Source organism: Senegalia sp. (in: firmicutes) (genome assembly GCF_052088025.1).
Taxonomy (GTDB): Bacteria; Bacillota; Clostridia; order Tissierellales; family SIT17; genus Anaeromonas.
In genome coordinates, this window is record NZ_JBQCYD010000012.1 from 37,990 (window position 1) to 60,239 (window position 22,250).

Sequence of the window (22,250 nt, forward strand, 5' to 3'; positions counted from 1 at the left end):
AAGGAAAAATTATTTATTTCCCTTCCATTTAGTATTTATTTTGGATGGATTACTGTTGCAACTATTGCAAACATAACTGCCTTTTTAGTTGATATAGGATGGAATAGATTCGGAATTTCTGAGGTTTTTTGGACTATTACTATTATAATTGTAGGTGCTATAATTGCAATAGTAACCATTTTAAAAAATAGAGACTTTGCATATGGACTTGTTATAATATGGGCCTATGCTGGGATATTGATTAAACATTTATCTGAATCTGGATTTAACTCTATGTATCCTTCGATTATTACCACTGTAATAGGAGCTATAATAATAGTATCAATTGTAGATTTATTTGTGCTTATCAGAGCTGTAAGGTCATAAAAATAATCCAGGGAAGAATTCTTCCCTGGATTATTTTTTATCTAAATATACTACTTCTATATCATCTCTTTCTTCGAACCAATTTATTGACGGACTATAATCCTTTAAAAATACTACTCTTTTTATACCTGAAGTTATGATTAGCTTTTGACATTCTGGACAAGGTTGATGTGTCACATATATTGTAGCTTCTTTTCTTTCATCAGGTGTTGTTTCAAGAAGGCAGTTGACTTCTGCATGAATTGTACGAGTGCAGTGGTTATTTACTATATGACAGCCCACATCTTCACAATGAGGTAATCCTGCTGGACTTCCATTATATCCTGTACCCTTTATCCTCTTATCCTTTGCTATAACAGCCCCTACATGAAGTCTTGGACATGTGCTTCTCTCAGCTACCTTACATGCTATATCCATAAAATAGTTATCCCAATCTTTTCTCATATTTTCACCCCACTTACTTTTAGTTTACCACAAATAAATATAGAGAGAAACCTTTAAAGGAATCTCTCTATATTTTGATACTACTATTTATTTTTAATTGCTGCTTGTGCTGCTGAAAGTCTTGCTATTGGAACTCTAAATGGTGAGCAAGATACATAGTGAAGCCCTAATTCATGGCAGAACTCTACTGATGATGGTTCTCCTCCATGTTCTCCACATATTCCAAGTTTAATACCTTTATTTGTTTCCTTTCCACCTTCTATTGCCATTTTCATAAGTTTTCCTACACCTTTTCTATCTATTGCTTGGAAAGGATCTCTTTCTAATATTTCTTTATTTACATATTCATCTAAGAATTTACCTGCATCATCACGGGAAAATCCAAAGCCCATTTGTGTAAGGTCATTTGTTCCAAAGCTAAAGAATTCTGCTTCAGTTGCTATTTCATCTGCTGTTATTGCTGCTCTTGGTATTTCTATCATTGTGCCTATCATATATTTTACCTTTGTTTGCTTTTCTTCAAATACTTTTTCTATTTCTTCTAAAATTTGTCCCTTAACATATTTTAATTCTTCTATATGTCCTACAAGTGGTATCATTATTTCTGGTTTTATTTTTTCAAAACCTTCTTCTTTAATTTCTATAGCTGCTTCTATTATAGCGCGAACTTGCATTTTATATATTTCTGGATAAGTTACTGCAAGTCTACAACCGCGATGACCTAGCATTGGGTTAACTTCTCCTAATTCTTCTATTCTATCTATCATGTCTTCAACATCTACATCCATTGCCTTTGAAAGTGATTCTATATCTGTTTTCTTTGTTGGTAAAAATTCATGAAGTGGTGGATCAAGCAATCTTACTGTTACTGGTCTTTCTCCCATCACCTTGTATAATCCTAAAAAGTCTTCTATTTGAAAAGGTAGAAGTTCAGCTAGTGCCTTTTCTCTTTCTTTTAATGTATTTGAAAGTATCATTTTTCTTACAGATGGTATTCTCTTTTCATCAAAGAACATATGCTCTGTTCTACAAAGACCTATTCCTTCTGCTCCAAATTCTAATGCTTGAGCAGCATCTTTTGGTGTATCTGCATTTGTTCTAACTCCCATAGTTTTAACTTCATCTACCCACTGCATAAACTCACTAAAGCTTCCACTGAGTTCTGGTTTTACTTTGTTTATCATTCCCTTATAAACCTTACCTGTACTTCCATCTAGGGAAACATAATCTCCTTCTTTTAGTGTGAAATCTTTGGTTCTCATTTCCTTTTTCTCTTCACTTACTCTTATTTCACTACATCCTGCAACGCAACATTTACCCATTCCACGTGCAACTACTGCAGCATGTGATGTCATACCACCACGTGATGTGAGGATTCCTTCTGCTGATATCATACCTTCTATATCTTCTGGTGAAGTTTCTTGTCTTACAAGTATTGACATTTCACCTCTTGCCTTTGCTTCTACTACATCATGAGCATTAAAGTATATTCTTCCAGAAGCTGCTCCAGGGGATGCTGCAAGTCCTGAACCTATAATTTCTGCCTCATCTAATGCTGCTCTTTCAAATGTAGGATGTAATAATTGATTTAATGTATTTGGCTCTATTCTAAGTAGAGCTTCTTCTTTTTCTATTATATTGTTCTTTACAAGATCAACTGCTATATTTATTGCAGCTTGAGCTGTTCTTTTTCCTGTTCTAGTTTGTAACATATATAATTTTTTGTTCTCTATTGTGAATTCAATATCTTGCATATCCTTATAATGTTCTTCTAGTTTTTTAGTTATATCTACAAATTCTTCAAATACATCAGGCATTGTAATTTTAAGATGTGATATTTCCTTAGGTGTTCTAATTCCTGCAACTACATCTTCTCCCTGTGCATTTATTAGATATTCTCCAAATAATTTATTTTCACCTGTTGCTGGATTTCTAGTAAATGCAACTCCAGTACCTGAAGTATCACCCATATTTCCAAATACCATGGATTGTACGTTTACTGCTGTACCTAGTTTATGTGATATATTGTTTATTTTTCTATATATACGTGCTCTTGGATTATTCCATGATTTAAATACCGCTTCTATGGCAAGTTCCAATTGCTTTATAGGGTCTTGTGGGAACTCTTCTCCCATTTCTTCTTCATATACCTTTTTATATTGTTTTACTAATTCTTTTAAATCTTTTGCGCTCAAATCAGTATCAAGTTCTGTATTCTTTTTTTCTTTCATATCTTCAAGCAGATTATCAAATCTAACTTTTGGTATTTCCATTGCTACATCTGAAAACATTTGGATAAATCGTCTATAGCTATCATAGGCAAATCTTTCATTTCCTGTAGATTTAGCAAGGCCCTTTACAGATATATCATTTAATCCTAAATTAAGTATTGTATCCATCATACCAGGCATGGAAGTAACTGCACCTGAACGAACTGATACAAGTAGAGGATTTTCTTCATCAGAAAAACTCTTATCAAGTGATTTTTCTAAATCTGATAAATGTTGTTTTATTTCTTCATGTAATTCAATCCATATCTTTTCATTTTCATCATAAAATCTGTTACATGCCTCTGTTGTAAGTGTAAATCCAAAAGGTACTGGTAATCCTAAATTTGTCATTTCACATAAATTGGCACCTTTTCCTCCTAGTAGAGATTTCATTTCTTTTTTTCCTTCATTAAAATTATATACATATTTATTTGACATCTAATTGCCCCCTATTAATATTTATTCAAAACTTATTCCATTTTTATCAAGTAGAGATAATACATTATCAGCTGTTTCTTCTATAGCTTTATTTGATACATCTATGATAGGACAACCTAATCTCTTCATTATTTTATCTGCATACTCAAGTTCATCTAATATCCTTGAAATCGAAGCATAGTTTGAATTTTCCCTAAGTCCTAATGACTTAAGTCTTACTTCTCTTATAGCATTTAATTTTTCTGGTGAGTTTGTAAGTCCTATTATTCTTTTTTTAGGTATTTCAAATATTTCTTTTGGTGGTTCAATTTCATTTACAAGTGGTAAATTTGCTACCTTTATATTTTTATTTGCAAGATACATACTAAGTGGTGTCTTTGAAGTTCTAGATACTCCTACTAAGACTAGATCTGCTTCTAAAAACCCTCTTGGATCTTTTCCATCATCATATTTAACCGCAAATTCTATAGCAGCCACTCTAGAAAAGTATGCTTCATCCAAATTTCTTATGTTACCAGATTTTCTTATTGGTTTGTTGTCTAAGGTCTCTGATAAAGCATTTAAAAGTGGACTTAATAAGTCAAGGGTTGGTATTTCACATCTTTTAGCAAATTCATTTATAAGGCTTACTAATTCTTCATTCACTAAGGTATAGATAACTAACACATCATCTTCTCTACTTGCCTTTTTCAGTATTTTTTCTAATTTTATAATATCTGTGATATGAGAATATCTGTTTATCTCATATTTATCTGTTTTAAATTGTGATATAGCTGCCTTTAATATTATTTCTCCTGTTTCTCCCAAGGAATCAGAAATAATATAGATTTTAAGCTCCTCCAATTAATCACCCCTTTATATGTGTTATACTATATGTGATTTATGTTTCTATAGTATGCCATAATGCTTTTTTTGTCAATACTTTTTTATATTAAAAAAGACATAGAGATTTACTCTATGTCTAATATTATTTTGTTCCAAAAAGTCTATCGCCTGCATCTCCAAGTCCTGGTACAATATAAGCATGTTCATTTAATTTCTCATCTAATTCTCCAAGATATATATCTACATCTGGATGTGCTTCTTGTATTACCTTTATTCCTTCTGGTGCTGCTATTAAACACATTAGTTTAATATCTATTGCTCCTCTTTTTTTAACTGCATCTATTGCACTATTTGCAGACACTCCTGTTGCAAGCATTGGATCTGTTATTATAAAGGTTCTCTCCCTTACATCTGATGGTAATTTACAGTAATATTCTACAGCTTCTAGTGTTTCAGGGTCCCTATATAATCCAACATGACCTACTTTTGCTGCTGGAAGTAAGGTAAGCATTCCTTCTACCATTCCAAGCCCTGCCCTAAGTATTGGTACTATTCCTAATTTTTTTCCTGCTATAACCTTTGCCTTTGTTTTAGATACTGGTGTTTCTATTTCTATTTCTTCAAGCTCTAAATTTCTAGTAACCTCATATCCCATAAGCATAGAAACTTCCTTTACAAGTTCTCTAAATTCTTTTGCTCCTGTATTTTTATCTCTTATAAATGTGATTTTGTGCTTTATTAATGGGTGGTCCATTAAAAATAATTCTCCCATGTACGCATCTCCTTTCAAATTTTAATCTTAAATATTATAACATATTTTCTTCTATATCCATAATCTTATTTACACGCCTCTCGTGTCGTCCCCCTTCAAATTCGGAGCTAAGATATGCTTCTACTATAGCTTTTGCAAGATCAACGCCTAGTACGCGTCCACCTAGTGCTATAAGATTTGCATTGTTATGTTCAGCAGCTTTTTTTGCAGAATAAATATCTGAACATAAGGCACATCTTATTCCACGCACTTTATTTGCTGATATTGAAATACCTATACCTGTTCCACATATTACTATTCCTTTATCATATTCACCTTTTGCTACAGATTCTGATACTTTTTTACCAAAATCAGGATAATCTACTGAGTCAGTAGAATATGTTCCAAAATCATTGTATTCATATCCAGCTTCCTTTAAATATCCTATTATTTCATTCTTTAAATCAAATCCTCCATGGTCACTTCCTATTGCTATTTTCATCTTTTACATCTCCTTTTTAATTGTCTAGTTCATCTATTATTTTTTCTAAGGCAGATTTTATCTCTTCTGCACTTTCCCTATACTGTGAAGTAGGTCCTCCAAATGGATCTTCTACATCAAGTTCTGGGATTTTTCTTTGTAGATTGATTATTTTTGCCTTTTCATCTTCAAGTTCGGCTTCTATATCCCGTCTCCATTCTATCAATTCATCTTCTATTTTTTCTACTTCTTTTAATAGATTTCTTTTTCTTTCTTGAAGTCTTGCAACTTCACCTTGCCTTTCTTTCATAAGGTGGTCTCTTTTTTTATTTATTTCCTTATATATATCATTTATTTCATCTAATATAGCATTTATATCTACATCTCTATTTGCATATTCTTTTAATGTATATATTTTTCCTTTTGCATGTGGATATAAGTTCACTACTAATGATTTGTGATTTAGAGTCATTGTAAGGATGATATCTGCCTTATCTACATCTTTTTTTGTAAGTAATTTTGACTTATGATTTGTCATATCTATTCCCATATTTTCCATAACTCTTATTACATGTTTTGATGCACTCATGTTCTCTATGGCTGATACTCCTCTTGAATAAATAAATACATCCTTATCCTTCATCATATCCTTTAGCATTGCTTCTGCCATACTACTTCTGCAGGTGTTTCCTGTACATACAAAAAGAATGTTTTTCATATAATCACTCCTATACTTTTTCTATATCAAAACCAGCTGCTTTTTTCATTCTATTCATTATAGCACTACCAATACCTATTTCTTCAATTCCTTCTGCAAGTATTATATCTACATTCATCTTATCAAATTTCCTTAAAAGAAAAAACAATTTTGCTGCTATTTCTTTTGGATTTTTTCTTGATCCAAGTACCAACAAATTTTCTTCCTTGTATTTATCCATTGTTTCTACTGTTGCTAATATACCCACTTTTAATCCTTTTTCCCTATATTTTTTTTCTAATTCATTTATCCTTACTACTATATTTTCTAAATCTCCTGTTATTATCTTCATATTAGCCTTAGGTGAATAATGTTTATATTTTTGTCCTGGGGATTTAGGTATTATATTTTTATCATCTTTCATAATAGAAATATCTTCTTCTACTTGATTAAAAACTTCAAGCAAATCTTCTCTTGTTACATCTCCTGGTCTAAGTATCATAGGTATATCACCTGTTACATCAAGAACTGTTGATTCTACTCCTACTATAGTTTTACCACCATCTATTATCATATCCACTTTAGAAAATAAATCTTCTATGACATGTTCTACATTAGTAGGACTAGGTTTTCCTGATGTATTTGCACTTGGTGCAGCTATAGGAAGTCCTGCAAGCCTTATTATTTGTCTTGCTACCATATTATCCGGCATTCTTATAGCTACTGTATCAAGTCCAGCTGTTATTATATTTGGAATTATATCACTTTTTTCCATGACAAGAGTCAAGGGACCTGGCCAGAATTTATCCATTGCTATTTTTGCAGTATTAGTGATATTCTTTACTAAATTATTCAATTCACTAATATCTGATATATGAACTATCAATGGATTATCACTTGGTCTGCCCTTAGCCTTAAATATGTTTTCTACTGCCCTAGCATCTAGTGCATTTGCTCCAAGACCATATACTGTTTCTGTTGGAATTACTACAAGTCCACCGGACTTAAGTAAACTAGCTGCTTCCTTTAAGGCATCTTTTTCATCTGCTTTTTTTATTATAGTTTTTTTATTCATTTTTACACCTTCTAATAGATATTTCTTGTCATATTATAATAAAAGCGAACCCCTAGGTTCGCTTCTTATTTCTCTATAGTCTTAAGCTTCTCTGTTTGATCACTTGTTATAAGTGCATCTAGCATTTCTTCTATATCTCCATCTAGGAAATTTTCTAATTTATATACTGTTACATTTATTCTATGATCTGTTATTCTACCTTGAGGATAATTATATGTTCTTATCCTTTCTGATCTATCTCCTGTACCAACTTGAGATTTTCTAGCATCTGCTATTTCCTTGTTTTGTTCTGAAACTTGTTTTTCATATATTCTTGCCTTTAGTACTTTAAATGCCTTATCCTTGTTTTTAAGTTGAGATTTCTCATCTTGCATAGCTACTACTATCCCTGTAGGAACATGAGTAAGCCTTACTGCTGAATCGGTTGTGTTTACACTTTGTCCTCCATTACCTGATGAGCGATAAACATCTACTCTTACATCATTCATGTTTATATCTACTTCTACATCATCCACTTCAGGTAATACTGCAACCGTTGCTGTGGATGTATGAATTCTACCACCTGATTCTGTTTCTGGTACTCTTTGAACCCTATGAACTCCTGATTCATATTTAAGTTTAGAATATGCTCCCTTACCCTTTATCATAAATACTATTTCTTTAAATCCACCTACACCTTGACCACTTGTACTCATGATATCTACTTTCCAACCTTGTCTTTCTGCAAATCTTGAATACATTCTAAATAAGTTTCCTGCAAAGATACCAGCTTCATCTCCACCAGCTCCTGCACGCACTTCTACTATAACGTTCTTTTCATCATTAGGGTCTTTTGGTATAAGTAAGAATTTGATTTCTTCTTGTAATTCTTCTTCTTGTTCTTGAAGCTCGTTTAATTCTTCCTTGACCATTTCCTTGAAATCATCTTCTAATTTATCATTTAACATCTCTTTTGATTCTGCAATTCCTTCTACTACTTCTTTATATTCTCTATATTTCATTACAATTGGTTCTACTTCAGCATGTTCTTTTACATACTTTTGCCATTCATTCATATTATTAATTATATCTGGGTCACTGATTTTTCCATTTAAGTCTTTATATTTTTCTTCTAGAAAATCTAATTTCTCTAACATTTGATTCACTCCAATCCCTTTTACCAATAATATATTATATCAAATTTTTAATTAAAAGTCGAATTAATATATTAAAATTCCTGTTATTGCTGCACCTATTATACATATTATTGGATTTACTTTTTTTATTCCTACTAGAAAGAATATTATAAGAGCTAAAATAGCACCCTTTATATCTACAATAGATTCTTTTCCTACTAAATATAGGGCTGAGGCTACAAGTCCTAGTACTACTGGTCTAATTCCAGCAAAAATCCATTCTACATATTTAGAGTTTTTGAATTTTTCTAAGAAATGAGCTATTATTATCAATATTATAAATGAAGGAAGTATAACAGAAACTGTTGCAATAGCTGAACCTAGTACTCCTTTTATGCTAAAGCCTAAAAATGTAGCAGCATTTATGGCAATAGGCCCAGGAGTTACTTGCGATATTGCAAGCATATCTATAAATTCCTTAGCACTTATCCATCCTCTATTTTCTATTAATTCTTCTTGTATGAATGGAAGCATTGCAAGACCTCCACCAAAGCTAAATAATCCTATTTTAAAAAATGATAAAAACAATTTAAATGATATCATTAGTTTTCCCTCTTTTCTTTAACTTTATGATATGTTATTGAAAAAAGAGCTGCAATTAATATTATATATACTGGACTCATGCCAAACATTATTATAAATACTGCGGCAAGTATTGAAACTATTGTAAGCAAAATATTTAGGTGGGCAGAACGATATAAATTAAATAATGATGCACCTATAAGACCAACTACTGCAGGAGTTAAACCCCTAAAAACTTTTTCAACTATTATATTATCTCTAAATCCATATACAAATTTAACTACAAATAATATTATGATAAAAGAAGGAAGCGCAACTCCAAGCGCACAAAAAATAGCTCCTTTTATTCGACTTAATTTATATCCTACAAGTATTGAAGTATTTATAGATACAGCTCCTGGTGATGATTGGGCTACTGCAAGTGTATCTAGAAATTCTTTCTCATCTAACCATTTATTATTATCTACAACTTCTCTTTGTATAAGAGGTAGCATTGCATATCCTCCACCTATTGTAAATAATCCTATTTTAAAAAAGGTAATAAAAAACTTAAAAAGCATCCTCAAACTAATTCATCCTTCCTACTACCACTCTATCTCTTCCTGATAAATCCTTTAATATCTCTATATTTTTAAAGCCATTTTCATTCATTATATTTTTGACGCTTAATCCTTGATCATATCCTATTTCATAGCAGAGGACTCCATCTTCTGTAAGTTTTTCTCTTGCCTTTTTTGTTATATATTTATAAAATACAAGTCCATCATCTCCACCATCTAGTGCAAGTCTAGGCTCATATTTGGATACTTCTATTTGTAAATCATCTATATCCCTTGAAGGTATATAGGGAGGATTTGATACTATTATATCCATCTTTTCATCTATTTGAGGAAATCCTTCTAATATATCCTTATTTATAAATTTAACCTTATCTTCTAATTTCATTCTTCTTTTATTTTTTCTTGCTATTCTTATTGCATCTTCACTTATATCCACAGAATATATATATGCATCTTTTATATAATAAGCAAGACTAAGGGTTATAGCTCCACTGCCTGTACCTATATCCATTATATTTAATTTTTCTTTTTCACATTTTAGGGCCATTTTTATAATATATTCAGTCAGTATTTCAGTATCAGCTCTTGGTACAAGTACACCTTCACCTACATGAAAGTCCAGTCCCATAAATTCTTGATTTTCTAAAATATATTGTATGGGGTAACCTTCTTTTCTTTTACTTGTAAGTTCATCAAATTTATTGATTATTTTTTCATCTACTATACGATTTGGATGTGTATAAAGATAGGCCTTATCTACATCTAATAAATAACAAACAATTAATTCTGCTTCAAGCCTTGGATTTTTTATTTCATTTTTTTTAAGATAATTGTATCCTCTTCCTAATAATTCCCGTACAGTATGTGCCAATTTAAACACTCCTTAAAATTTTGTCTATGAAATTATATCATATTATAAAAACTCCACCAATTTTATATGGCAGAGATTTTATATCTAACTTACCTTTTTTTATATACCCTTGTTTGATGTCAATTATTCTTTTAAAATAATAATATATTATTATTTTAAAACTTCTTTAAATTTTTCTGAGATATTTTTCATATTTTCTATATATTCTTCTGATAAGGGATTTACCTTTATAGCTTCTCCATCAATTTCTTTTGCTATAGTTTCTGCTTGAGTACTAGAGAATTCACCTTGATAAAAAACAAATTTTATATTATTATCCTTAGCAAAGTCTATAACTTCTGTTATTCTCTTTGCACTAGCTTCCTTGCCTGATTCTTCTATTGCAATCATATTCAAACCATAATCATCTGCAAAATAGCCAAATGATGGATGATATATGATGAAAGATTGATTTTTTACTCCCTTTAAAGTCTCCTTTATAGAATCATCTATAGTGCTTAATTCATCCTTGTAATTTTCAGCATTTTCCTTATAAGTTTCTTCATTTTCTGGACTTATTTCTATTAATTTATCTCTTATAATGTCAATCATTTCAATAACTCTTTTAGGTGAAAGCCATATATGTGGATCTTCTCCTTCATGATCTTCATCTTCTTCATGGCTATGGTCTTCATCTTCACTAAAATTTCTCATGGGATAAACTTCCGATACACCTTTTGCTAGATTGACTATTTCAATATTTTCATTTAAATCCTTGGCCTTTGGAATTATATTAGAATTTTCTGCTGGGACTCCCATTGCAAAATAAACTTTTGCATCACTAAATTTTTGTAGTTCTTTTGGTGATGGTTGATAATTTGTAGGACTGTTACCTGGGGGAATCATAGTCACAACTTCCATATCACCTTGTGTAATAGCATCTATAAAACCCTTGATAGGCGGCACGCCGGCAGCAACAGTGATTTTGCCATCATCATCTGCTAGCTCATCATCACTACATCCTGTAAGTGCTAACAATACTATTAACATCATAAATATCTTTTTCATTTTTACCTCCTTGATGACACATGCTAGGCTTCTAAAGTGTCACTTTTCCTTCTTCTTCTAATTCCTCTGTTACTTCTTTTTTAAATAATATTAAAAGCAAGGTGCTTATAGCTATTCCTATCATAAGTGCTAATAAAAATAAATACCATTTTTCTGTAAAGGGAAATGCTAATATACCTCCAAATAGTTGAGTCTCTATATTAAATGCCATAATAAGTGCTCCACCTACTGATGACCCTATTACAAATGCTGGTATAACTCTAAGTGGATTGGTAACAGCATAGGGGATAGCCCCTTCTGTAATACCTAAAAGTCCTGTAAATAGTGCTGAAAGTGAATTTGCTTTCTCTACTTGGGTAAATTTCTTTGGCACAATAAAGCTTGCAAGTGCTGCTGATATTGGTGGTGTCATGATTCCTGCAAATGCTGCTGCATTTGGGCCAAATATCTGCTGAGAATATGCTCCTATTATAAAGGTAAGGGCTATTTTATTTATAGGTCCACCCATGTCAAATGCAAGCATTGCTCCAAGTATTGCCCCTAAAAGCACTGCATTTGTACCACTTATTTCAAGCAGCCAATTATCTAAAAATCCTTGAAGTGAGCTTATTGGTTGACCTATAAGTGCAACTAATAAGCCAGTTATAGCCATACCTACAAGAGGTATAAACATCATTGGTTTAAGCGTAACTATATATGGATGAAAAGGCACTTTTTTAAGTGCATCTACTACAAAACCTGCAATAAGTCCTGCTAATATTCCTCCTAAAAATCCAGCTCCTATTTCAGCTGCTACATATCCTCCTGCAAAACCTGGTGCAATTCCTGGTCTATCTGCTATTCCAAATGCAATATATGCGCCTATTATATGAGGTATAAAACCAAATATAGCATATCCTAATTTTTGCATGGGTTCCATTACATTTTCTAAGCCAAATCTACCAAATATAGTACCAAAAGCTATGAGCAGTCCTCCACCTACTATAAATGGAAGCATATAGGAAACTCCTGTCATTAAATATCTTCTAAGGTTTAATAGTTTTTCTTTCATGATCAAACCTCCATATTTAATGCTTCTTTTATTTCTTTTTCAGGATTCTTTATAGCTCTTGCTACAGTAATTTTTGATATATCTAAACCTTCAAATCTTTCCATTTTAGATATATTCATCTCTATTGCAAGTATAATAGCATCTGCCTCATCTATTTCCTTTTTTGAAAGTTCATTTTCTATTCCTATGGCCCCTTGAGTTTCAATCTTTATATCATGACCTAATTTTTTTGCAGCCTTTATAAGTTTTTCTTTTGCAATATATGTATGCGCAATACCTGTAGGGCATGCTGTTACAGCTACTATTTTCATATACATCGCTCCCTTAATCGTTTTCTAATTAATACCCACTATAGTATTTTGTAATCATTACAATCAAAGGCTTTTCAATACATAAGGCTCAATTTAGATTATGATTATCATAGTCTAAATTGAGCCTTAACTTTCACTATCCATACTTAACTTCATGGTGAAGGCGGCATCTTGCTTCATAGCTTTCTGTTGCACCTACGAGTATTGTGGGTTCATCATATCTTGCCGGCATGCCATCTATTAATCTTTGCGTTCTTGTTGCAGGTTGTCCACATACCATACATACTGCTGTAAGTTTATCTACAAATTCTGCTATTGCTAGAATTTCTGGGCTAGGTCCAAATGGTTCACCTCTAAAGTCCATATCAAGTCCTGCTACTATCACCCTGAGTCCTTTATTTGCAAGCTCCTTAACTATATCAACTATTCCTTCATCCATAAACTGTATTTCATCTACTCCTACTACTTCTGTATCATTTTCTAATAGATCTAATATCTCTTTTGAATTTGCTATGCAAATCCCCTCAATCTTATCTCCATTGTGACTTACTACATCTACCTTTGAATACCTATTATCTATTGCAGGTTTAAATACTTGCACCTTTTGTTTTGCTATTTTTGCTCTTCTAAGTCTCCTTATAAGTTCCTCACTTTTGCCACTATACATTGGCCCTATTGCTGCTTCTATATAGCCATGATCTTTTGGTCCATACATGTAAATTCCTCCATTACACCCGTAAATTTAAAAAATAAAGGCTAGAAGCTTTAACTTCTAACCTAAATATCCTTATATTACATTCCGTATTTCTTCTTGAATTTATCAACACGTCCGCCTTTATCAGCAAACTTTTGACGTCCTGTGTAGAATGGATGACATTCTGAACAAATTTCAACTTTTATCTCATCTTTTGTAGAACCAGTCTCAAACTCATTTCCACATGCACAATGTACCTTAACTGTTTTATATTCTGGATGGATTCCTTCTTTCATTAAAATCACCTCTTTCTGATACAACTTTTAATTTATAAAATTTATCTTTTTTCAGTTTTCAACTAATACATTATATCACAATTAATTAGTTTTTGTAAACCAATATTTTAAAATCTAATCCATATTATCATTATCACTATAAATGATAATAACATAATATTAGTTGCTCCAAATGACAAATTTATATGGCGTAATTTTTTAATTACCTTATAATCTTTTTCTATAAGTAACTTAAATATGATAAAAGCTATTATTAAATTTATTCCATAATCAATTATATAACCTATGTCAAAAATTTGCAAATATGATAACTCTATATCAAATAAAATATCCATTAGTGCTTTGGAAAATAGCCCTAAAAATACACAGGTAAATGCTAATATAAATATAGATATTGCACTTTTCTTTTGAGGTATTTTATCCACCTTTGAATGCCCAAAAAATATTTGTGAAAATTTAACAAATGAAATCATGGTACCTAAATTTAATAGATTTAGCATATTTACTTTTATACTACTAGCATATAATCCATGTTTTATTATAGATTTAGATATATAGCCATTAAATAAGGGGGCTCCTGTTATAGAAAATATACCCACAAGTATAAATATAGCTAGAATAGGTGAATCCCTAAAGACTCCCCTTATTTCTGTGACTCGTCTAGTCCCATACCTGTTTATGAGAATTCCTGCTGCCAAAAATAATAATGTTTTAAATATTGCATGATTAAATATATGAAGTATTCCTCCAAGTAAAAGTTCTCCTTCCATTGCAGATACTCCCATAAGCATTATACCTATTTGAGATATGGTATGAAATGCCAATATTTGTTTTATATCCTTTTGACTTAGGGCAAATAATACTCCTAAAAACCCTGTTAAAAAGCCTAATAAAAAGAAAAAATCATTTAATACATCCATATTAAACATCTGATTCATTCTAATAAATACATATAAGCCACTTTTTACAAGTAAGCCTGAAAGTAAGGCTGATATTCCAGATGGAGCTGCAGAATGTGCCCTGGGCAACCAGTTATAGACTGGAAATAGTGCTGATTTTACACCTACTGCTGCCATTATAAGTACATATGATAGCTTTATTATATTTGTATCTTTGAAAAATTCTATTTTGAATTTTATTATATCCATATTTAATGTTCCTGTAAATGAATACAAGAGTATTAGACCTAATAGATAAAAAAGTATACCTACTGAATTAAAGGCTAGATAATATAGTCCTGCCCTTACTGCAAATCCATCTTTTTTATAGACAATAAGTATGGTAGAAAGTATTGTAATTATATCTAATATAACAAATATATTAAACAAGTCATTACTAAGTAAAAGTGCTATAAAAGAGCCCTCTAAAAATAGTAAAAAGAATAAGAATTTATATTCATGACTTCTTTTATTGAAACTATAAAGTATTATAATTGACCAAATAAATATTGTAAGCGCTATAAAAACTATAGAGATATTATCTACTAATAAAGTGATTCCAATTGATTTATTCCATAAGCCTAAGGTAAATATATGAAGCCTTCCTAATTTCACAAAATAATCATAATAGATTATAAATAAGACAATCATAAGTATTTGAGATGCAAATGCTAAGTAATTGGCCTTTTTATTGTGAATAAGATAGATTATTAAACCTAAAAATATAGGTATAAATATTAGAAATATAGGTATGTTTTCCAAATTTATCCCTCCTTATCAAAAAGATCTTTCCAATTAAGTGTCCCATAATAATGAAATACCTTTATAGCAAGCATGAGTGATAGAGCTGTTATGCTTGCACCTATTACTATAGTTGTTATCATAAGTGCTTGAGGGATAGGATCTACTATTTTTTCTATATTACCATCAAGTATAGGTATTTCTCCACCTTCTGATCCTCCTATGCTTAAAAATAATAATATTATTGCTGCTTGTGCTATATTTAGGGAAATAATTGATTTTATTATTCCCTTACTAATTGCTAGTCCATAAAAACCTATTAATACTATTATGAATGAAAAAAGTATTTCTAATTTCACCTATTCACCTTCTTCCATAAATGTAGTAAATATTGTTATAAGCCCTGTTGAGACTTTTATCCCTATTAAAAAGTTAAGTAATAATAAAAATATAACCTTTATATTTATAGTCATATTTTTTGGTATGAAGTTTGTGAAAAAAGTTCCCCTTGTAAAGATACTTGCCATAGCTACTAATATTATTATAAAGAAGCTATACTTTTCTACCTTTACTAAAAAGGCTATATCTTCAAGTATTGGCACATCAATTATATAGGTTATAAGTATGGCTGTTGCAAGTATTGTACCTCCTTGAAAGCCACCTCCAGGTGACAGGTGTCCATTTATTATAACGTAAAATCCATACATGAGTATAAATGGAAAGAGTATTTTACAAATACATGTTAAAATTTCTGATTTTTTCATATTACATCATCATCCCTTTTAGATATGAATATAATACCAGATACAGTTACAAGTAAAAGTCCTGCTTCAAATAAGGAATCATAAAGCCTATAATCAAGGTATATAGAAGTTATAATATTTTTTGAACCAGTTTCTCTTAAGGCATTGTTAAACAAATAATTCTTGGTATAATTATCTACATCCAATTCTTCTAATATAGAAATAAAGCTTATAAATATTATTATGAGTAATATTATAGTTATACCTTTTTTAATCATATACCTCATCCTCTTCTATGAGCCTTACTTCTATATCTTCATAATTATTAGACATCATATTCAATCTATTTGAAATAATAGATACTGGATTTGCTTTAAAAATATATTTTTCATCTTCTTTGTATATAAATAAATCTACATTTCTAACTCTAAATATATTAAATGAAATATCTGATTTGCTTTTTACAAATGTTAATTTCAAATTATAATGCTCAGTTAGTTCCTTTAACATGACATATCCTATACCAGTCTTTTTTTCAACATTTAAAAACTCATCATCTACTTTTCCACTTACTACTATAAATTCTCTTTGTTTGGAAATTGCTATTATGAAGATTAGTGGGGTTATAGCACTTCCTATGGCAGCTTCAGCAAGGGCTAAATCTGGTGCCTTATAAAAGAAATAAAGAATGGCAGAAATAAGAGAAAAGACCGAGAAAAAGATAACTGCTTTTAAATTATCTTTTAGAACTATTACTGTAATAGCTATTATAATCAAAAAAATTTGAAGTAATATTATTATGTTCATATCTCTTCATCATCCTCTTTTGAAGGTATTCCATTTAAATATGCACTCCTTGCAATTATATGATTGCTAACTGGACCTGTTAAAAGCATAAAAATAAGGATTATAACAAGCCTTATAGATAATTCACTTAATCCTGATCTTATTATGAGTGCAAATATTATTGTTATGAATGCTACTGTATCTATATTGCTACTTGTAAGAAGTCTTGCATAAATATTTTTAAATTTATATATACCCAAAATACCAAAAAATATGAATATCCATGAAAGAATTAATAAAACATTTGATAAATAAGTAGATATCATTTTTGCCTACCTCCCCTGATCAAAAATCTTGAAATAAGGGTTATAGTTAAAAATCCTATTATTCCATATGATATAGCTATATCAAGTAACATAGGATTCTTTTCATATATAGCATAAACAGTTATTAAAAGGGTTACATTTGCTGAGATTAAATTAAGACACATGAGTCTGTCCCAAAGTGTAGGCCCTTTAACCATTTTAAGTAAAATTAAAAACATGGCAAGTATAAGAACTACCATTGTTATAATTAAAAACATATAAATCAATCCTTCGTTTTAAAAATTCTTTCAAATTTCTTTCTAATATTCTTTTCTACCTTTTTATCTTTATCAGCTCTTATATAAATAACAGTCAAATGGTTAGCATTTTTATCTACTGTTATAGTTCCAGGGGTTAAGGTTATAGAATTTGCAACAAGTGTTATAAGTAGTGGATCTTTTATATTTAATTTCAACTCTATTATTGAAGGATTGTATTCATTTTTTATGATGCTCTTTATCAAATCTATGGCTGATATATATATTTCAAAAATAAGTATGAAAAAGTACTTTATAATAGTAAAAACACCTGGAAAAGTAAATTCAAATCCTTTTTCACTATAAAGAATACCAAAAGATAAATATGTAACTATAAAAGATACTAATAATCCCCCTATAATATTAGAAATTTCTAAATTTAAGGTAAGTAGTAACCAAAACATAAAGAGTATAAGGAAAAGTTTAGGGTGAAATTTTTTCAATTATTTCACCTCTTTTAACTTTTCTTTTTCTATTTCCACTACTATATCTAAATATTCTCCATCATAATCTACATATGATTTATCTATTATACCTGCTATTAGATATAAATTCTCTTCATGTACATCATCATATAAGCCTTCATATAATGGCAGTTCTATATCATAATCTTTATCTATTTCTAAAAAATGTTTGAATTTCTTTATTGTACTTTTCTTTAAGTCATCTATTTTCGAATTAATTTCTATTCTTATATATGCACCTGAATTATCTATATTTAAATCGATGTTTGTAGCATTTTTCTTAAGCATTATTGAAGTAAGTGAGCAAACAATATTATATATATTTTCATTAAGCCTATTAAGCATGATTTTTCACCTCTTCCTTATATTATAAGTACCCTAAAATTAAAATATAAATTTTATTTTTAAAAAATTAATTTAATCTATTTTGCATTTCTCATCATTTCTATAAATTCAAAATTTGTCTTTGTATTCATTAATTTTTCTATTATCATTTCTGCTACATCTACAGTAGAAGTATTGCCTAGAGCTTTTCTTATACTCCATATTGTTTCAAGTTCTTTTTGTGATAATAATAAATCTTCTCTTCTTGTGCCAGATTTATTTATATCTATTGCTGGGAATATTCTCTTTTCAGATAATTTTCTATCTAAATGTACTTCCATATTTCCTGTGCCTTTAAACTCTTCAAATATTACATCATCCATTCTACTACCTGTATCAATTAAAGCTGTGGCAAGTATGGTAAGACTTCCACCATTTTCTATTTTTCTAGCTGCACCAAAAAAACTTTTAGGTTTATGAAGTGCTCCAGGGTCAAGTCCTCCTGATAATGTTCTACCTGTTGCAGGTATGATTAGGTTATATGCTCGAGCTAGTCTTGTTATACTATCTAGTAGTATTACTACATCTTTACCATGTTCTACTAATCTCTTTGCACGTTCAAGTACCATTTCTGCTACTTTTGTATGATGACGTGGAAGTTCATCAAATGTAGAATATGCTACATCTGCCTTTACAGAACGTTGCATATCTGTAACTTCTTCTGGTCTTTCATCTATTAATAATATTATGATTTCTACGTCCGGGTGATTCTTAGCAATGGCATTGGCAACCTTTTTTAAAAGTACAGTTTTACCTGCCTTTGGAGGTGCCACTATCATACCTCTTTGGCCTCTACCAATAGGTGCTATTAAATCTATTATTCTAGTTGAAAGTTCAGATGAATTTGTTTCAAGAGTCATTCTTTTAATAGGATAAATTGGGGTAAGAGTATCAAAGTTTGGTCTGTTTGTTGCGGTTTCTGGATCTAAGTCATTTATCTTCTTTACATATAATAGTGCATTATATTTTTCTCCAGCCTTTGCAGGTCTTGTTATACCAAAGACTTTATCTCCTGTTTTTATATTAAACCTTCTTATTTGAGAAGGTGATATATATATATCATCATCGCCTGATAAGTAGTTTTCACGCCTTAAAAATCCGTATCCTCCATCTGGATGAAGTTCAAGTATTCCTTGTACATGGTTTATTTCTTTAGAATTATCTATTTCATCAGATAATCTATCTGGTAGTTCTTTCTTTTGTTTCTCTTTTTGATTTAATTTTTCTATTTTTTCTAAATCTCCTGCTTTTAATAAATGATCTATAAGTTCAGATTTTCTATATTTGGTAACCGATTTTAAACCTACGTTTTTTGCCATAGATTTTAACTCATCTAATTTCATAGACTCTAAGTCAGATCGTTTCAAATGGACACCTCCGGAATTTTTATATGTAGTTTTTTAATTTGTTTGGGAAAAATTAAAAGAAATATACAGATAAGCATATATAGCTTATGATATCATTTAGTTGATATTAAGTCAATTAAATATTTTGAAAATTTGCTAGAATTAATAGTTTTAACTTATAAAAATAGAGATAATATAGCTTTTATACTATATTATCTCTATTTTTATTTATATATTAAGCCTTACCATGCTTCTTCATCAAATTAATTAATATATCATTTTTATCTAATTTGTGAATTGCTTCTACAAAGCGGATTGTTCCTGTTTTTGATCTCATTACTATGGAATGGGTGCTTGCTACATTGTTCCCTTTATATACTACACCTTTTAGTAAATCTCCATCACTTATTCCTGTTGCTGAAAAGAATGCTTCATCACCTTTTACTAAATCTTCTAGAGATAAACTTCTATCTATATCTTCATCTGTTAAATTTAAATCCCTACATCTTTGTAATTCTTCATCGCTTCTCACATTTAATCTTGCTACCATATCTCCACCCATTGCTTTTATGGCTGCTGCTGTTATTACTCCTTCTGGTGCTCCACCTATTCCCATTAATATATCTATTCCTGTATCATCAAAGCCTGTAGCTAAAGCTGCTGCTACGTCTCCTTCTCCAAATAGTTTTATCCTTGCACCTATTTGTCTGATTTCTCTAATTAAATCAAAATGTCTAGGTCTATCTTGTATTGTAACTGTTAAATCTGATATATCTTTGTTTAATGCTTTTGCTACTGCTTTTAGATTTTCTTCTACTCCCGCATCTAATTTGATTTTTCCTTTAGCTTTAGGTCCTACTACTATTTTTTCCATATATGTATCTGGTGCATGCAGTAAGCATCCCTTTGGTGCCATAGCTATTACTGCTATTGCATTTGGAAGTCCTTTTGCAACAAGTGTAGTACCATCTAATGGATCTACTGCTATATCTACTTCCATAGATTCATCACTTCCTGCTCCTATTTCTTCCCCTATAAATAGCATAGGTGCTTTATCTTTTTCTCCTTCACCTATAACTACAGTTCCCTTTACTTCTGCTAAGTTAAAGGCACCTCTCATACCATCTACCGCTGCTCCATCTGCTCCTATCTTGTCGCCTCTACCCATATATTTTGCTGATGCAAGTGCAGCTATTTCTGTCACTCTTACTAAAGAAAGTGCTAAATTTCTATCTAATTTCATATTATCCACCTCGTTTTTGTATTCTATTAATTTTTATCACTATGTTTGAATTAAGTCAACTTATTTCTTACATTTTTAGGTGTTTTTTTGTTATAATATAAATAAGACAATGGAGGGATTTAGACTAATGAAAAAAATCATGATTTTATTATCAGTATTTATTTTATCTATATCTATAATTGGATGTGAAGATAAAGAAAATACTGATGATAAAGAAAAGCAAAATCAACAAAAACAAGAAGAAAACAACACTTCCAAAGATGAAGAACAGAATAAAGATGATGAAAGTGATGAAAAAGAAAATACTAAGTCATATCTAGAAAAAACTATTACTACTAATGCAAGTGGAGAAAATGTTGTAACTAATCCAAATGATATACTAGTTATAGCAAATAAGGAAAGAAATCTTCCTTCAGATTATGAGCCTAGTGATTTAGTGGCACCTGATATACCTTTTGTATTTAAAGATAGTCCTGTTCGTTTCATGAGAGAAGTTGCTGCAAGTAATATAGAAAAATTGTTTGCTGCTGGAAATGATGCTGGTTTTAAGTTTTATGGAAGGTCTGGCTATAGATCATATGATATTCAAAAATCTCTATTTGATAGATATGTAGACGCAAAAGGCGAAGAAGCTGCAAATAAGTCTAGTGCAAGAGCTGGGCAAAGTGAACATCAAACAGGTCTTACTATGGATGTGACATCTCAAATTGTGGATTTACAACTTACAGAGTCTTATGGTGATACTCCTGATGGAATGTGGCTAGCTGAAAATGCTCATAAATTTGGATTTATTATAAGATATCCTAAGGGTAAGGAGTCTGTAACTGGTTACAGTTACGAACCATGGCACATTCGCTATGTAGGAATTGATACTGCAAAGAAAATATATGATTTAAATATAACTTTAGAAGAATATTTTAGGGATCACTATTAAGTGATCCCTATTTTAAAATATAAAAATAAGGATGCATATTTACATGTAAACTTTTATATTATATTTAAAGGACAACTTTTTGTGAAAAGCTTGTTAAAATTGGGTATAAATACTACAAACTAAAGCAATCTGGTAATATGTCAAGAGATAATTTCTAAGTAAAAGAAAAGAAACG

At 30.4% G+C, this 22,250-nt stretch carries 28 protein-coding genes and 1 pseudogene; 2 read left to right on the forward strand and 27 right to left on the reverse strand.

The genetic code is table 11. The features are described from left to right. Positions 1 to 366: pseudogene (locus ACTHUW_RS04755) on the forward strand (tryptophan-rich sensory protein); the annotation flags it as partial. A 30-nt stretch (positions 367 to 396) separates the two neighbouring features. Here ACTHUW_RS04755 and ACTHUW_RS04760 read toward each other — a convergent pair. From ACTHUW_RS04760 to glpX, 27 genes are all read right to left on the reverse strand, one after another. After that, complete coding sequence (locus ACTHUW_RS04760) at positions 397 to 810, reverse strand: deoxycytidylate deaminase (RefSeq protein ID WP_442212723.1); 414 nt, start codon at positions 808 to 810, stop codon at positions 397 to 399. Positions 811 to 893: 83 nt separating this feature from the next. After that, positions 894 to 3,518 (reverse strand): pyruvate, phosphate dikinase, encoded by a 2,625-nt coding sequence (gene ppdK / locus ACTHUW_RS04765; protein ID WP_442212725.1) that lies wholly within the window; start codon positions 3,516 to 3,518, stop codon positions 894 to 896. Positions 3,519 to 3,539: 21 nt separating this feature from the next. After that, positions 3,540 to 4,361, reverse strand: coding sequence for a pyruvate, water dikinase regulatory protein (locus ACTHUW_RS04770; RefSeq protein WP_442196659.1), 822 nt, complete (start codon positions 4,359 to 4,361; stop codon positions 3,540 to 3,542). A 124-nt stretch (positions 4,362 to 4,485) separates the two neighbouring features. Continuing rightward, positions 4,486 to 5,115: a uracil phosphoribosyltransferase gene (upp, locus tag ACTHUW_RS04775; RefSeq protein ID WP_442196660.1), complete on the reverse strand. Its 630-nt coding sequence runs from the start codon at positions 5,113 to 5,115 to the stop codon at positions 4,486 to 4,488. A 34-nt stretch (positions 5,116 to 5,149) separates the two neighbouring features. Continuing rightward, a complete protein-coding gene (gene rpiB / locus ACTHUW_RS04780) occupies positions 5,150 to 5,596 on the reverse strand; it encodes a ribose 5-phosphate isomerase B (protein ID WP_442196661.1) in 447 nt (148 codons plus the stop codon). A 16-nt stretch (positions 5,597 to 5,612) separates the two neighbouring features. After that, the gene (locus ACTHUW_RS04785; RefSeq protein WP_442212727.1) at positions 5,613 to 6,293 is read right to left on the reverse strand and encodes an arsenate reductase/protein-tyrosine-phosphatase family protein; all 681 of its coding nucleotides are present in this window, start codon (positions 6,291 to 6,293) and stop codon (positions 5,613 to 5,615) included. A gap of 10 nt (positions 6,294 to 6,303) precedes the next feature. Continuing rightward, positions 6,304 to 7,347: an L-threonylcarbamoyladenylate synthase gene (locus ACTHUW_RS04790; protein ID WP_442212730.1), complete on the reverse strand. Its 1,044-nt coding sequence runs from the start codon at positions 7,345 to 7,347 to the stop codon at positions 6,304 to 6,306. A gap of 65 nt (positions 7,348 to 7,412) precedes the next feature. Next, positions 7,413 to 8,483 (reverse strand): peptide chain release factor 1, encoded by a 1,071-nt coding sequence (gene prfA / locus ACTHUW_RS04795; protein WP_442196664.1) that lies wholly within the window; start codon positions 8,481 to 8,483, stop codon positions 7,413 to 7,415. 63 nt (positions 8,484 to 8,546) lie between these two features. Continuing rightward, positions 8,547 to 9,065: a chromate transporter gene (locus ACTHUW_RS04800; protein WP_442196665.1), complete on the reverse strand. Its 519-nt coding sequence runs from the start codon at positions 9,063 to 9,065 to the stop codon at positions 8,547 to 8,549. Then, positions 9,065 to 9,604, reverse strand: coding sequence for a chromate transporter (locus ACTHUW_RS04805; protein ID WP_442196740.1), 540 nt, complete (start codon positions 9,602 to 9,604; stop codon positions 9,065 to 9,067). The genes ACTHUW_RS04800 and ACTHUW_RS04805 overlap by 1 nt, the downstream gene beginning before the upstream one ends. Positions 9,605 to 9,611: 7 nt before the next feature. Next, positions 9,612 to 10,475, reverse strand: coding sequence for a peptide chain release factor N(5)-glutamine methyltransferase (prmC, locus tag ACTHUW_RS04810; protein WP_442196666.1), 864 nt, complete (start codon positions 10,473 to 10,475; stop codon positions 9,612 to 9,614). Positions 10,476 to 10,625: 150 nt separating this feature from the next. Beyond that, the gene (locus ACTHUW_RS04815) at positions 10,626 to 11,522 is read right to left on the reverse strand and encodes a metal ABC transporter solute-binding protein, Zn/Mn family (RefSeq protein ID WP_442212732.1); all 897 of its coding nucleotides are present in this window, start codon (positions 11,520 to 11,522) and stop codon (positions 10,626 to 10,628) included. A 31-nt stretch (positions 11,523 to 11,553) separates the two neighbouring features. Next, positions 11,554 to 12,573, reverse strand: a complete 1,020-nt coding sequence (locus ACTHUW_RS04820) for a PTS fructose transporter subunit IIC (RefSeq protein ID WP_442210236.1) — start codon at positions 12,571 to 12,573, stop codon at positions 11,554 to 11,556. A gap of 2 nt (positions 12,574 to 12,575) precedes the next feature. Continuing rightward, the gene (locus tag ACTHUW_RS04825; RefSeq protein ID WP_442196669.1) at positions 12,576 to 12,884 is read right to left on the reverse strand and encodes a PTS fructose transporter subunit IIB; all 309 of its coding nucleotides are present in this window, start codon (positions 12,882 to 12,884) and stop codon (positions 12,576 to 12,578) included. Positions 12,885 to 13,020: 136 nt separating this feature from the next. Next, positions 13,021 to 13,599, reverse strand: a complete 579-nt coding sequence (locus tag ACTHUW_RS04830) for a thymidine kinase (protein WP_442196670.1) — start codon at positions 13,597 to 13,599, stop codon at positions 13,021 to 13,023. 77 nt (positions 13,600 to 13,676) lie between these two features. Then, positions 13,677 to 13,874 (reverse strand): 50S ribosomal protein L31, encoded by a 198-nt coding sequence (gene rpmE / locus ACTHUW_RS04835; protein WP_442196671.1) that lies wholly within the window; start codon positions 13,872 to 13,874, stop codon positions 13,677 to 13,679. Positions 13,875 to 13,981: 107 nt separating this feature from the next. Continuing rightward, on the reverse strand, positions 13,982 to 15,574 hold the full coding sequence (locus tag ACTHUW_RS04840) for a complex I subunit 5 family protein (RefSeq protein ID WP_442198848.1): 1,593 nt from the start codon (positions 15,572 to 15,574) through the stop codon (positions 13,982 to 13,984). A gap of 2 nt (positions 15,575 to 15,576) precedes the next feature. Then, positions 15,577 to 15,912 (reverse strand): sodium:proton antiporter, encoded by a 336-nt coding sequence (locus ACTHUW_RS04845; RefSeq protein ID WP_442198847.1) that lies wholly within the window; start codon positions 15,910 to 15,912, stop codon positions 15,577 to 15,579. Beyond that, on the reverse strand, positions 15,913 to 16,317 hold the full coding sequence (locus ACTHUW_RS04850; RefSeq protein WP_442196674.1) for an MnhB domain-containing protein: 405 nt from the start codon (positions 16,315 to 16,317) through the stop codon (positions 15,913 to 15,915). Further along, complete coding sequence (locus tag ACTHUW_RS04855; protein ID WP_442196675.1) at positions 16,314 to 16,574, reverse strand: hypothetical protein; 261 nt, start codon at positions 16,572 to 16,574, stop codon at positions 16,314 to 16,316. Before ACTHUW_RS04855 ends, ACTHUW_RS04850 begins: the two co-directional genes overlap by 4 nt. Beyond that, entirely contained in the window at positions 16,567 to 17,103 is a 537-nt protein-coding gene (locus ACTHUW_RS04860) for a Na(+)/H(+) antiporter subunit B (RefSeq protein ID WP_442196676.1), read from the reverse strand. The genes ACTHUW_RS04855 and ACTHUW_RS04860 overlap by 8 nt, the downstream gene beginning before the upstream one ends. Next, on the reverse strand, positions 17,100 to 17,408 hold the full coding sequence (gene mnhG, locus ACTHUW_RS04865) for a monovalent cation/H(+) antiporter subunit G (RefSeq protein WP_442196677.1): 309 nt from the start codon (positions 17,406 to 17,408) through the stop codon (positions 17,100 to 17,102). The genes ACTHUW_RS04860 and mnhG overlap by 4 nt, the downstream gene beginning before the upstream one ends. Continuing rightward, positions 17,405 to 17,665, reverse strand: a complete 261-nt coding sequence (locus tag ACTHUW_RS04870) for a monovalent cation/H+ antiporter complex subunit F (RefSeq protein ID WP_442196678.1) — start codon at positions 17,663 to 17,665, stop codon at positions 17,405 to 17,407. Before ACTHUW_RS04870 ends, mnhG begins: the two co-directional genes overlap by 4 nt. A gap of 5 nt (positions 17,666 to 17,670) precedes the next feature. Next, positions 17,671 to 18,147, reverse strand: a complete 477-nt coding sequence (locus tag ACTHUW_RS04875) for a Na+/H+ antiporter subunit E (RefSeq protein WP_442198846.1) — start codon at positions 18,145 to 18,147, stop codon at positions 17,671 to 17,673. Further along, positions 18,148 to 18,513, reverse strand: a complete 366-nt coding sequence (locus ACTHUW_RS04880) for a hypothetical protein (protein WP_442196680.1) — start codon at positions 18,511 to 18,513, stop codon at positions 18,148 to 18,150. Positions 18,514 to 18,590: 77 nt separating this feature from the next. After that, complete coding sequence (gene rho / locus ACTHUW_RS04885; protein WP_442196681.1) at positions 18,591 to 19,919, reverse strand: transcription termination factor Rho; 1,329 nt, start codon at positions 19,917 to 19,919, stop codon at positions 18,591 to 18,593. 214 nt (positions 19,920 to 20,133) lie between these two features. After that, the gene (gene glpX, locus ACTHUW_RS04890; RefSeq protein WP_442196682.1) at positions 20,134 to 21,141 is read right to left on the reverse strand and encodes a class II fructose-bisphosphatase; all 1,008 of its coding nucleotides are present in this window, start codon (positions 21,139 to 21,141) and stop codon (positions 20,134 to 20,136) included. A 127-nt stretch (positions 21,142 to 21,268) separates the two neighbouring features. Between glpX and ACTHUW_RS04895 the strand changes: the two genes are divergently transcribed. Beyond that, a complete protein-coding gene (locus tag ACTHUW_RS04895) occupies positions 21,269 to 22,075 on the forward strand; it encodes a M15 family metallopeptidase (protein ID WP_442196683.1) in 807 nt (268 codons plus the stop codon). Positions 22,076 to 22,250: the final 175 nt, after the last annotated feature.